The organism is Halomonas maura (genome assembly GCF_030409305.1).
In the GTDB taxonomy this organism is placed as follows: domain Bacteria; phylum Pseudomonadota; class Gammaproteobacteria; order Pseudomonadales; family Halomonadaceae; genus Halomonas; species Halomonas maura.
In genome coordinates this window covers 151,486-163,633 of sequence record NZ_JAUFPQ010000018.1, presented here as the reverse complement: position 1 = coordinate 163,633, position 12,148 = coordinate 151,486, and the positions used below count along the sequence as shown (strand labels likewise).

8 protein-coding genes are annotated in these 12,148 nt (G+C 67.9%); 4 read left to right on the top strand and 4 right to left on the bottom strand.

Features of this window, described 5'->3' with window-relative positions; genetic code table 11:
- Positions 1 to 4 precede the first annotated feature (4 nt).
- The 3 genes from QWY76_RS12845 (at position 5) to QWY76_RS12835 (ending at position 4,028) form a co-directional block, all read left to right on the top strand.
- Positions 5 to 850, top strand: coding sequence for an enoyl-CoA hydratase-related protein (locus QWY76_RS12845; protein ID WP_290311651.1), 846 nt, complete (start codon positions 5 to 7; stop codon positions 848 to 850).
- Entirely contained in the window at positions 847 to 2,934 is a 2,088-nt protein-coding gene (locus QWY76_RS12840) for an acetyl-CoA carboxylase biotin carboxylase subunit (protein WP_290311650.1), read from the top strand. Before QWY76_RS12845 ends, QWY76_RS12840 begins: the two co-directional genes overlap by 4 nt.
- Before the next feature lie 194 nt (positions 2,935 to 3,128).
- A complete protein-coding gene (locus tag QWY76_RS12835) occupies positions 3,129 to 4,028 on the top strand; it encodes a hydroxymethylglutaryl-CoA lyase (RefSeq protein WP_290311649.1) in 900 nt (299 codons plus the stop codon).
- 78 nt (positions 4,029 to 4,106) lie between these two features.
- Here QWY76_RS12835 and QWY76_RS12830 read toward each other — a convergent pair whose 3' ends face one another.
- Positions 4,107 to 4,769 carry a TetR/AcrR family transcriptional regulator gene (locus QWY76_RS12830; RefSeq protein ID WP_290311648.1) on the bottom strand — a complete coding sequence of 221 codons (663 nt, stop codon included), beginning with the start codon at positions 4,767 to 4,769 and terminating at the stop codon, positions 4,107 to 4,109.
- Positions 4,770 to 4,860: 91 nt separating this feature from the next.
- Between QWY76_RS12830 and fabF the strand changes: the two genes are divergently transcribed.
- Positions 4,861 to 6,126: a beta-ketoacyl-ACP synthase II gene (gene fabF / locus QWY76_RS12825; protein WP_290311647.1), complete on the top strand. Its 1,266-nt coding sequence runs from the start codon at positions 4,861 to 4,863 to the stop codon at positions 6,124 to 6,126.
- A gap of 94 nt (positions 6,127 to 6,220) precedes the next feature.
- On the opposite strand, the gene QWY76_RS12820 is transcribed toward fabF, so the two are convergent.
- From QWY76_RS12820 to QWY76_RS12810, 3 genes are all read right to left on the bottom strand, one after another.
- The gene (locus tag QWY76_RS12820; protein WP_290311646.1) at positions 6,221 to 8,413 is read right to left on the bottom strand and encodes an OsmC domain/YcaO domain-containing protein; all 2,193 of its coding nucleotides are present in this window, start codon (positions 8,411 to 8,413) and stop codon (positions 6,221 to 6,223) included.
- Between the two features lie 154 nt (positions 8,414 to 8,567).
- Positions 8,568 to 10,901: a TRAP transporter permease gene (locus tag QWY76_RS12815; protein ID WP_290311644.1), complete on the bottom strand. Its 2,334-nt coding sequence runs from the start codon at positions 10,899 to 10,901 to the stop codon at positions 8,568 to 8,570.
- Between the two features lie 95 nt (positions 10,902 to 10,996).
- Positions 10,997 to 11,944 (bottom strand): TAXI family TRAP transporter solute-binding subunit, encoded by a 948-nt coding sequence (locus QWY76_RS12810; RefSeq protein WP_290311643.1) that lies wholly within the window; start codon positions 11,942 to 11,944, stop codon positions 10,997 to 10,999.
- Between the last annotated feature and the right edge of the window lie 204 nt (positions 11,945 to 12,148).

Here is a 12,148-nt window from a genome sequence, read left to right as displayed (position 1 = left end):
TGCCATGAGCACAGACAGCGTTTCCCGTCCCCCGATGTGCCGCCTCGAGATCGACGACCGCGGCGTGGCGCATCTGACCCTGACCCGGCCCGAGGTGCACAACGCCTTCGACGACCACCTGATCGGCGAGCTCAACGATCACCTGCGGCGCGTGGGCGAGCTCGCCTACCGCGGCGAGGTGCGCGCGCTGGTGCTGGGCTCCGAGGGCAAGAGCTTCTCCGCCGGCGCCGACCTGCACTGGATGAAGCGCATGGTCGACTACGACTTCGAGGACAACCTGGCGGATTCCCGCGAGCTCTCGGCGCTGATGCACGGCCTCGACACCCTGCCCTGCCCCACCGTGTGCCGCGTGCAGGGCGCCACCTTCGGCGGCGCCGTGGGCCTGGCCGCCTGCTGCGACATCGTCATCGCCTCCGAGAAGGCCCGCTTCTGCCTCTCCGAGGTGAAGATCGGCCTGTCGCCGGCGGTGATCAGCCCCTACGTGCAGCGCGCCCTGGGCGAGCGGCAGATGCGCCGCTATGCCCTGACCGCCGAGGTCATGGACGCCGCCACCGCCGAGGCCCTGGGCCTGGCCCACCGAGTGGTCGCCCCCGACGACCTGGACGCGGCCGTCGCGGCGATGGTCGACACCCTGCTGGCCACCTCGCCCCAGGCCAGCCGCGCCACCAAGGCGCTGCTCGCCGAGGTGGCTCGCGAGCCCGACAGCAACGCGACCCGCGATCACACCTGCCGGATCATCAGCGAGCTGCGGGTCGGCCATGAAGGCCAGGAGGGCCTCGCCAGCTTCTTCGAGAAGCGTCGCCCCGCCTGGGCCCCCGACTCCCCCTCGAACACGGAGCGCAATAAATGAGCCTGACGAACCACAACGCCAAGCGCTTCGACACCCTGCTGGTGGCCAACCGCGGCGAGATCGCCTGCCGCGTGATGCGCACCGCCCGCGCCCTGGGCCTGCGCACCGTGGCCGTCTACTCCGATGCCGACGCCAACGCCCGCCACGTGCGCGAAGCCGACGAGGCGGTGCGCCTGGGCCCGGCCGCGGCCCGCGAGAGCTACCTCAAGGTGGAGGCGGTGATCGAGGCCGCCCGCCGCACCGGCGCCGGCGCCATCCACCCCGGCTATGGCTTCCTCTCCGAGAACGGCCCCTTCGTGGAGGCCCTGGACGCCGCCGGCATCACCTTCGTCGGCCCACCCGCCTCGGCCATCGCCGCCATGGGCGACAAGTCCGCCGCCAAGGCGCGCATGCACCATGCCGGCGTGCCGCTGGTGCCCGGCTACCACGGCGCCGACCAGGACGACGCCCTGCTGCGCGACGAGGCCGAGCGCATCGGCTATCCGGTGCTGCTCAAGGCCAGCGCCGGCGGCGGCGGCAAGGGCATGCGCGTGGTGGAGTCCGCGGACGGCTTCCAGGTCGCCCTGGACGGCTGCCGCCGCGAGTCCCAGGCCGCCTTCGGCGACCAGCGCATGCTGATCGAGAAGTACCTGACCCAACCGCGCCACGTGGAGGTCCAGGTGTTCTGCGACAGCCACGGCAACGGCGTCTACCTCTTCGAGCGCGACTGCAGCGTGCAGCGCCGCCACCAGAAGGTGCTCGAGGAGGCCCCGGCCCCGGGCATGACCGCCGAGCTGCGCCGCGCGATGGGCGAGGCCGCGGTGCGCGCCGCCAAGGAGATCGGCTACGTGGGCGCGGGCACGGTCGAGTTCCTGCTCGACGCTTCACAGGGTCAGGACGGCTCGTTCTACTTCATGGAGATGAACACCCGCCTGCAGGTGGAGCACCCGGTCACCGAGATGATCACCGGCCAGGACCTGGTGGCCTGGCAGCTCAAGGTCGCCATGGGCGAGCCGCTGCCGCTGGCCCAGCACGAGCTGACCATCACCGGCCACAGCTTCGAGGCGCGCCTCTACGCCGAGGACCCGGAGCAGGACTTCCTGCCCGCCACCGGCACCCTCTCGCGCTTCGCCATGGATCTCGACGGCGCCGGCCTCGAGCCGTCACGCGTGCGCCTGGACAGCGGCGTGGAGACCGGCGACGCCGTCTCCATGCACTACGACCCGATGCTCGCCAAGCTGATCGTCCACGGCGACGACCGCACCCAGGCCCTGGCCACCCTCAACCGGGCGCTGGCCGCCCTGGACGTGCAGGGCGTGGTCACCAACCGTGCCTTCCTGCAGCGCCTGGCCACCCATCCGGCCTTCCGTAACGCGCAGCTCGACACGCGCTTCATCGAGCGCAACGAGGCGACGCTGTTCGCCGCGCGCCAGATCGACCTCGAGGAATACGCCGGCGCGGCGCTGATCGGCCTGCACCAGCTGGCCCGCGAGTGCGAGAGCGACTCCCCCTGGGATCGCCACGACGGCTTCCGCCTGAACGCCCCGCACACCATCCGCATCGCCCTGTGTCCCACTACTCAAAACCCGGCCCACGCCCAGCACGAAGACGACGCCGAGGCCGTGGTGGTGGTCGAGGGCCGCCGCGAGGCCGGAGGCTCGCCCTGGCAGCTGACGCTCGGCGGGCGCACCTTCGCCGCCACCCTCGAGCCACTGGAGGGCGACGCCGTGGCGATGACCCTCAATGGCCATCGCCGCCGAATGCTGGCGCGCCTGGTGGGCGAAGGGAGGGAGCGCAACGTGGTGGTGATGGTCGACCCGCAGCGGGAGACCCGGCTGTTCTGGCGGCGCATCGACGCCATCGACCACGGCCACCATGAGGCCGAGTCGACCCTCACCGCGCCCATGCACGGCACCGTGGTGGCGCTGCTGGTGGAGGCCGGCGCCCGGGTCGAGAAAGGCATGCCGCTGATGGTCATGGAGGCCATGAAGATGGAGCACACCATGACCGCCCCCGCCGACGGCCACGTGGAGAGCTTCCACTTCGCGGCCGGCGACACCGTGGGCCAGGGCGACGTGCTGCTGGAATTCGCCGCCGACGAGTAACCCATCACCGAGCACAGTGCTCAAGGGTCGGCGGCGCCGGAGACATCCTCCAGTGCAAGCGGCGCCGGAGACAGGCCAACGGGGAGGTCCTGGCCCAGGGAGGGGTTCACAGCGCCTCCCCGCCGGCCTGTCACCGGAGAGTGCCGCGTCTCGAGGCCCCGCAGGCCCGCCGCAAGTCAGTCAGGAGACTATCCATGGCCTTTCCCCAATCCGTGCGTCTGGTCGAGGTCGGCCCCCGCGACGGGCTACAGAACGAGCCCGAGGCGATCGCCACCGACACCAAGCTCGAACTGATCGACCGCCTCGGCGCGGCGGGCCTTGCCCATATCGAGGCGGCGAGCTTCGTCTCGCCCAAGTGGGTGCCGCAGATGGCCGACCACCGCGAGGTGATGCAGGGCCTCAAGCGGCGCGAGGGCATCGTCTACTCGGCGCTGACCCCCAACCTCAAGGGCCTGGAGGCCGCGCTGGAGTGCGGCGTCGAGGAAGTTGCGGTGTTTGGCGCCGCCTCCGAGGCCTTCTCGCAGAAGAACATCAACTGCTCGGTGGCCGAGTCCCTGGAGCGCTTCGCCCCGGTGCTGGAGCGCGCCAGGGAGGCGAACGTCCGCGTGCGCGGCTACGTCTCCTGCGTGCTGGGCTGCCCCTACGAGGGCGAGATCGCCCCCGCCAAGGTGGCCGAGGTCTCCAGGGCCCTGTTCGAGATGGGCTGCTACGAGATCTCGCTGGGCGATACCATCGGCACTGGCACCCCGCTCAAGGCCAAGCGCATGCTGGAGGCCGTGGCCCGGGACGTGCCCATGGACAAGCTGGCCGCCCACTTCCACGACACCTACGGCCAGGCGCTGGCCAACCTCTACGCCGTGCTCGAGGAAGGCGTGGCGGTGATCGACAGCTCCGTGGCCGGCCTCGGCGGCTGCCCGTATGCGAAAGGCGCCTCCGGCAACGTGGCAAGCGAAGACGTGATCTACCTGCTCGACGGCCTCGGCATCGAGAGCGGCATCGATCTCGACGCGCTGGCCGCCACCGGCAGTTGGATCACCCAGGCCATCGGCCGGCCCAACCGCTCCAAGGTGGGCGTGGCCCTGGCCGCGCAGTAATCGCCCTAGAAACGCAAAGCCCCCGAGCCGGGAGACCGGCTCGGGGGCCTTTCATTGTGGCGAGAAACGCTCGGCTTACTACAGGCCCGCCCGGGCGGCGGGCGCCGCGTGCAGCATGTCGTCCAGTTCGCTCTCCTCGACGCCGAGCATTCGCAGGATATGGCGCTGCGTGGCGTTCAGGACATGCTGACGCTCCTTCTCCTCGGGCAGGCTCTTGGCGATGGCCACGGCGCCCACCAGCGAGGCGAGGATGGCGCGGGATTTCTCGGCGATGACCTCGCGATCGGGCTCGAAGGGCAGTTTCTTCAAGCGCCCCAGGGCGATGAGCCGGGTTTCCAGCATCTTCTTCATGCGCAGGTAGGAGGCCTCGAACAGCGTACGAACCTCGGCATTCTCGTTGCCGATCTCGTTGAACAGCACCGTCTCCGGTCCCGGCTCTCGCTTGCGCTCCAGCTCCTGGAGATTCCAGCAGTTGGCCACCAGCTCCGTCAGGTGCTTCACCGACAAGGGGCCCTTGACCAATCTGGCCGCACGACTGCTCTCCAGGGTCTCCTGAACCGATGCCTGATAGAGCGCCTCCTTGGAGGCGAAATGCGCATAGAAGGCCCCATGGGTCATCCTGGCCAACTTCATGATCTGACCGATGGAGACCTTCTCGAAGCCTTGGCGGCTGAACAGCTCGATGGCCGACTTGAGGATGCGCTCCCGGGATCTCGCCTTGTGGTTCGCTGAGTAGGGCATGGTGACCTCACACTCCCACGCTGAATATTACCTTGATCATATAAAGCCCGGTGCTAGCGTGGCATAACCCCAAGCTTTTCAGGACATCACCATGCAGTCACCGCTCGTCATCACCGGCATGGGCATGATCAGCCCGCTTGGTTGCGGCGTCAAGGCAGGCTGGGAGCGCCTCCTCGCCGGCCACTCCGGCATCTCCCCGATCACCCGGTTCGCCACCGGCGACCTGCCGATCAAGGTCGCGGGCTCGGTGCCCGACCTTGCCGACGACCCCGAAGCCGGCCTCGACCCGGACCGGGTGGCCGATGCCAAGGAGCGCCGCAAGCTGGAGCGCTTCAGTCTCTACGCCATGGCCGCCGCCGAAGAGGCGCTGACCCAGGCCGACTGGTTGCCGACGAACGATGCGGACCGTGAGGCCACCGCCACCATCGTGGGATCCGGCATCGGCGGCTTCCCCACCATCACCCAGGCGCAGAACACCCTGACGACACGCGGCCATCGCCGGCTCTCCCCTTTCACGGTGCCGGCCTTCCTGGCCAACCTGGCGGCGGGCAACGTGTCGATTCGCCATGGCTTTCGGGGGCCATTGGGGTGCCCGGTGACCGCCTGTGCGGCAGGCATCCAGGCCATCGGCGATGGCATGCGCCTGATCCGCAGCGGCGAGGCCGAGGTGGCCCTGGTGGGCGGCGCCGAGGCCTGTATCGACCCGCTCTCGTTGGCCAGCTTCCACGCCATGAAGGCACTCTCCACCGAGCAGGACGATCCCACCAGGGCGTCGCGCCCCTTCGACCAGGCACGCAATGGCTTCGTCATGGGGGAAGGGGCGGGACTGCTGGTGATCGAAAGCCTGGACCACGCCGAGGCCCGCGGGGCAACGCCCCTGGCCGTTCTCAGCGGCTATGGCACCAGCGCCGACGCCCACCACATCACCGCCGGCCCGGAAGACGGCGCGGGTGCCGCGGCGGCCGTTCGAGCGGCGCTGCGGATGGCGGGGCTATCTCCCGAGGGGATCGAGCACATCAATGCCCACGCCACCTCGACGCCGGTCGGCGACCGTGCCGAGATCGCCGCCCTGCGCAACGTATTCGGCGATGCCCTCGCCGGCATCCCGATCTCCGCCACCAAGTCGGCTACCGGTCATCTGCTCGGCGCCGCCGGCGGCGTGGAGAGCATTTTTACCGCGCTCGCGACAATGCAGGGCCGGCTACCCCCGACCCTGAACCTGGAGAACGTCGACGACGACATGCTGGGCCTGGATTTCGTTCCGCACGCGGCACGGGAGCATCCCACCCGGCACGCACTGTGCAACGGCTTCGGCTTCGGCGGGGTGAATGCCGCCTTGATCGTCAGCAGGTTGTAGCGACCGACGCCGACCGTGCACGCCGAGAAACGCAATGCCCCGAGCCAGTTGCTGGCTCGGGGCACTCAGGTGTGACACCTGGTCCTTGCGTGACTTACACCGCCACGCCGGCCCGGGCGGCACGCGCCGCGTGCAGCTTCTTGTAGCTCTCGATCAGGCGCTGGTGCTTCTCGAGGCCCTCGAGCTGCATGTTGGTCGGGGTCAGGCCGTGGAAGCGCACGCTGCCGTTCACCGAGCCGACCACGGCCTCCATGGTCGCCTCGCCGAACATGCGGGTGAAGTTGTACAGGTAGTCGTCGAGCTCCAGCGCGTCGTCCAGGGCGATCTCCAGCACCGCGTTCACCGCCTGGTAGAAGAGTCCACGCTCGACGGTGTTGTCGTTGAACTGCAGGAACATCTGCACCCGGTCCAGGGCGTCCTCGTGCTGGCCCAGCGCCAGGTTGATCAGCAGCTTGAGCTCGAGGATGGTCAGCTGGCCCCAGGCGGTGTTCTCGTCGAACTCGATGCCGATCAGGGTGATGATGTCCTCGTGGTCGTCGATCTGGGTCTCCTCCAGGCGCTCCAGCAGCGCGGCCAGGCGCTCGTCGCTCAGCTCGTGGAGGTGCAGGATGTCCTCGCGGAACAGCAGCGCCTTGTTGGTGTTGTCCCAGACCAGGTCCTCCACCGGATAGACCTCGGAGTAGCCCGGCACCAGGATGCGGCACACCGGCGCGCCCAGGTCATCGAACACGGCCTGGTAGGCCTCCAGGCCCAGCTCCTCGAGGATGCCGAACAGCCCGGCGGCCTCCTCGTCGTTGGTACCCGAGAAGTCCCACTCGACGAACTCGACGTCGGCCTTCGCGCTGAAGAAGCGCCAGGACACCACGCCCGAGGAGTCGATGAAGTGCTCGACGAAGTTGTTGGGCTCGGCGACCGCCAGCGAGTTGAAGGTCGGCGGCAGGAAGTCGTTCAGGCCCTCGAAGCTGCGGCCCTGCATCAGCTCGGTGAGGCTGCGCTCGAGGGCCACCTCGAAGCTCGGGTGCGCGCCGAAGGAGGCGAACACGCCGCCGGTCTTGGGGTTCATCAGGGTGACGCACATCACCGGGAACTGGCCGCCCAGGGAGGCATCCTTGACCAGGATCGGGAAGCCCTGGGCCTCCAGCGCCTCGACGCCCTCGAGGATGTCCGGGTACTTCCTCAGCACCTCCGTCGGCACGTCGGGCAGGGTGATCTCCTCCTCGATGATCTGGCGCTTCACCGCCCGCTCGAAGATCTCCGACAGGCACTGCACCTGGGCCTCCGCCAGGGTGTTGCCGGCACTCATGCCGTTGCTGAGGAAGAGGTTCTCGATCAGGTTGGAGGGGAAGTAGACCGTCTCGCCGTCCGACTGGCGCACGTAGGGCAGCGAGACGATGCCGCGCTCCACCTTGCCGGAGTTGGTGTCGATCAGGTTGGAGCCGCGAAGCTCGCCGTCCGGATCGTAGATGGCCCGGCAGTGGTCATCGAGGATGCCCTCGGGCAGCTCGTCGTTGGGTCCCGGCTGGAACCACTCCTCGTCCGGGTAGTGGACGAACTGGCTGCCCGCGATCTCCTCGCCGAAGAACTGGTCGTTGTAGAAGAAGTTGCAGCTCAGGCGCTCGATGAACTCGCCCAGCGCCGAGCACAGCGCACTCTCCTTGGTGGCGCCCTTGCCGTTGGTGAAGCACATGTTGGAGTAGGCATCGCGGATGTGCAGCGACCACACGTGGGGCACGATGTTGCGCCAGGAGGCGATCTCGACCTTCATGCCGAGCCGCTCGAAGATCGCCGTCATGTTGGCGATGGTCTGCTCCAGCGGCAGGTCCTTGCCCTCGATCCAGGTGCTCGCGCCCTCCTCCGGCTCGGCCATCAGCAGCGCCTGGGCGTCCTCGTCGAGGTTCTCGACCGTCTCGATCTGGAATTCGGGGCCGGTCTGCACCACCTTCTTGACCGTGCAGCGCTCGATGGAGCGCAGGATGCCCTGGCGGTCCTTCTCGGAGAGATCCTCCGGCAGCTCGACCTGGATCTTGAAGATCTGCTTGTAGCGGTTCTCCGGGTCGACGATGTTGTTCTGCGACAGGCGGATATTCTCGGTGGGAATATTGCGCGCGTTGCAGTAGACCTTGACGAAATAGGCCGCGCACATGGCCGAGGACGCCAGGAAGTAGTCGAAGGGACCGGGGGCCGAGCCGTCGCCCTTGTAGCGGATCGGCTGGTCGGAGATGACCGTGAAGTCGTCGAACCTGGCCTCCAGCCGGAGGTTGTCGAGATAGTTGACCTTGATTTCCATTGACAAAGCACCGGATTCGTGTATGGGCGGCCGTAGCGCGTAACCCGCCATTATCCAGCTTTTCCGGCCCTGCGTCTTGGGCGAGTGGTCAAAAATCCACCGGCCTGGGCGCCAGCCAGGGGAAGGATGGTCCCGGCCAGGCCTCTTCATGCCCTCAGGTCACGCCCGCCCGTCGATGCTGGCGATACCACTGGGATAGATAGACCAGTGCATAGAGGCTCACGCCAAGAATATCGGTGATCCAGTTGGGTTGGATCAGCATGAAGGCCACGCCCAGCAACACCAGCCGCTCGGGAATGATGGTGCGGATGCGCACGAAGCCCTGCACCCCGGCGGCGAAGGCCATCATGCCCACCAGGGCGCTGGCGAAGATATGCACGATCTGCAGCCAGCTCTCCACGTTTATCTGCAACAATTGGGTGTTGAAGATGAACATGAACGGCAGGATGGCGGTGCGCATGTCATAGATGAAGCCCTGGACCCCGGTGCGGATCGGGTTGCTGCGGGCGATGCCGGCGGCGGCATAGGCGGCCAGACCCACCGGGGGGGTATCGTCGGCGAGGATGCCGAAGAAGAACACGAAGAGGTGAGCCGCCAGCAGCGGGATGCCGAAGCCGAATTCGTTGCCCAGCTGATAGATCACCGGCGCCGTCAGGGTCGCCATCACCACATAGTTGGCGGTGGTGGGGAGACCCAGGCCGAGGATCAGGCTGGCCACGGCGGTGATCAGCAGCACGATGGCGAACTGGGTGGTGGTGTCGAAACCCGTCACATCACCGCCGAAGAGGTCCACCACCGGCAGGGTGACCAGGCCGATGCCCGACGCCATGGCGGCGCTGACGATCTGGATGATCTCGGTGAGCCGCAGCCCCACCCCGGTCTGGCTCACCGAGCCGACGATGATGCCGGCGGTGGCCACCGCCACGGCGATGCCCACCATGTTGCGCGCCCCGGCCAGCAGGCCGTGGAAGAGCGTCACCACCCCATGCCACAGGGCCGGCAACAGCGGGCGCCCTTGTCGAACCGCCTTGACGGGCTCCTGCACCAGCATCAGTACCGCCAGGGCCAGGATCGCCACCATCACCGCATAGCCCGGCGTGCGCCGCTCGATCACCAGGTAGTAGACCAGCACCGCCACCGGGATCAGGAAGTGGAGGCCACCGAGGAAGGTCTTGAGCCTCGGCGGCAACTCATCACGCGGGATGCCGTACAGGCCCAGCTTCAGGGCCTCCAGGTGCATGATGTAGAAGAGCGCGAAATAGGCCACGAAGGCCGGGATGGCGGCGGCACGGATCACCTCGATATAGGGCACCCCGACGAACTCGGCGATGATGAAGGCCGCCGCCCCCATCACCGGCGGCATCAGCTGGCCGTTGGTGGAGACCGCCACCTCGCAGGCCCCCGCCTTGTGGGCCGGGTAACCGGTGCGCTTCATCAGCGGGATGGTGAAGGTGCCGGTGGTGACCACATTGGCCAGCGACGAGCCGGAGACCATGCCGGTCAGCCCCGAGGCCACCACCGCCGCCTTGGCCGGGCCGCCGCGCAGGTGACCGAGGAAGGAGTTGGCCACGTCGATGAAGTACTTGCCCGCCCCGGCCTTGTCGAGCATCGAGCCGAACAGCACGAAGAGAAAGACGAAGGCCGTGGAGACCCCCACCGGTACCCCGAAGATGCCCTCGGTGGTCACGTACTGCTGGCTGATGGCCCGCTGCAGGCTGGCACCGCGGTGGGCCAGCAGGTCCGGCATCCACGCCGCCAGCCAGGGCATGGCGCCCCGCGGCCCGGTCAGCTGATAGAGGAAGAACAGCCCGGCGATCACCGCCAGGGCGGGCCCCAGGCTGCGCCGGGTCGCCTCCAGCAGGAGCAGCATGAACAGCAGGCCGATCCAGATCTCGCGCTCGATCGCCAGTCCCTGCCGAGTCTGCAGGCCCTGGTAGTCGAACACCAGATAGAGCGCGCCGAGCCCGGCCAGCAGGGCGAACAGCAGATCGAACCAGGGCACCCGGTGGATCTGCTCGCCGCGCAGCGACCAGAGTACCGCCAAGCCCAGAGCGAGCCCTACGGCGAGCGCCAGCCAGTGGGGCGGTGAAAGCGGCGTGACCTCCCCCACCAGGCGCACCGCCGCATAGCCGACTCCCAGGCTGAGGCCGCCCAGCACCGCCAGTTGGAAACCCCCCGGGCGCCGGCGGCCGCGAATGGCCGGAAACACCAGGAAGGCCAGGGTGATGCCGCAGAAGACATGCACCGCCCGCTGGATGATCACGTCCACCGCCAGCACGCTCGCCGCCCCGAGCTGAAACAGCGACCAGCCCAGTGACAGGCCGATGATCCCCCAGAGCAACACCCCGCTGGGCAGGCGGCCACCGGTCTCGAGTTCCTCGACCAGCCGACGCGCCGCGCGAGCGGCCTCGGCATCGTCCCGGGTCGGTTCCTGTGTACTCTGGGGCGATGCCGGCGGCGGATCCGGGGGCTGAGAGCGATCGGCCATGGCGGTGCCTCACGGAGTGGCCGTGCGAGAAGCCGGCCGGGGCCCATGGCCCCGGCCGCGGATCCGAGAAAAAGCTCTCGAAAGAACCGCCGCCCCTACTGCAGGCCGGCCTCCTGATAGGCCCGCTCGGCCCCGGGATGCAGCGGGGCGCCGAGGCCGCTCAGGAAGTCCTCTGCGGTGAGGAGGTTGAGGGCCGGATGGATCCGGGTGAAGTCCTCGAGGTTGTCGAGTACCGTCTTGGTGACCTTGTAGACCACCTCCTCGTCCAGGTCGGTGGTGGTCACGAACAGCGCCTTGACGCCGAACAGGGTGATGTCCTCCTCCTGGCCACGATAGGTACCGGCGGGCACCTCGGTGAAGGCGAAGTACGGGAACTCCTCCACCAGGGCCTCGAACGCGGGATCGTCCATGGGCACGAAGACCACGTCCTGGGTGGTGCTGATATCCTGCAGGGCGGCCCCGCCGATGCCGACGGTGAAGAAGAAGCAGTCGACGCGACGGTCACGCAGGAAGTCCACCCCCTCGGGGGCGGTCAGGTTATAGGCATCGAAGTCGTCCGGGTCGATTTCCAGGGCCCGCAGCGCCTGCTCCACGGTGAAGCGGATGCCGGAGCCGGGGTTGCCGATGTTGACCCGCTTGCCAACGATATCGCGCACATTGGTGATCCCGGACTCCCGGGAGCAGACCAGATGCAGCGGTTCGGCATGTAACCCCATCACGGTGCGCAGCTCGGACACCGCCTCCCCCTCGAACGCCGCCTCGCCGTTATAGGCCTGATAGACCACGTCGGACTGGGCCAGGGCCAGGTCGAGCTCCCCGGCGGCCAAGGCTCGGACATTGAAGGCGGAACCACCGGTGGCCTCCACCGTGGCCCGCAGGCCCACATCGGCCTGGTTGATGATCTGCCCTGTGGCGCCCCCCACGGGATAGTAGATACCCACCACGCTGGCGGTGCCGATGGTCAAGAACTGGCGCTGGGCGAGGGCCTGGTGGGTCACCAGTCCGAACGCCAGGGCCAAGAGAACAACGATGAGTCTTTTCATGACAGCCTCCCGATGGAATGGATGGAACATCCGCCTCCTGCGGGGGCCCTTGCCCCGTGGCCTCTCTTTCACCGCCTCCACTCGGGGCGGTGAATCCACGACATCGGCGACAGGGCCGGTTCGTCGATGGTGTCGAGGTACGGTCAATTACCAGTTTATACGCAAATGCCGACCTGTTACCGAATGAGCGTCGCGAAGTTGCGA

Bases quoted from the DNA above. Each gene is read 5' to 3' on its own strand.
- fabF (WP_290311647.1), top strand. From the start codon at position 4,861: ATGCAGTCACCGCTCGTCATCACCGGCATGGGCATGATCAGCCCGCTT.
- QWY76_RS12840 (WP_290311650.1), top strand. From the start codon at position 847: ATGAGCCTGACGAACCACAACGCCAAGCGCTTCGACACCCTGCTGGTG.
- QWY76_RS12830 (WP_290311648.1), bottom strand. From the start codon at position 4,769: ATGCCCTACTCAGCGAACCACAAGGCGAGATCCCGGGAGCGCATCCTC.
- QWY76_RS12845 (WP_290311651.1), top strand. From the start codon at position 5: ATGAGCACAGACAGCGTTTCCCGTCCCCCGATGTGCCGCCTCGAGATC.
- QWY76_RS12820 (WP_290311646.1), bottom strand. From the start codon at position 8,413: ATGGAAATCAAGGTCAACTATCTCGACAACCTCCGGCTGGAGGCCAGG.
- QWY76_RS12815 (WP_290311644.1), bottom strand. From the start codon at position 10,901: ATGGCCGATCGCTCTCAGCCCCCGGATCCGCCGCCGGCATCGCCCCAG.
- QWY76_RS12835 (WP_290311649.1), top strand. From the start codon at position 3,129: ATGGCCTTTCCCCAATCCGTGCGTCTGGTCGAGGTCGGCCCCCGCGAC.
- QWY76_RS12810 (WP_290311643.1), bottom strand. From the start codon at position 11,944: ATGAAAAGACTCATCGTTGTTCTCTTGGCCCTGGCGTTCGGACTGGTG.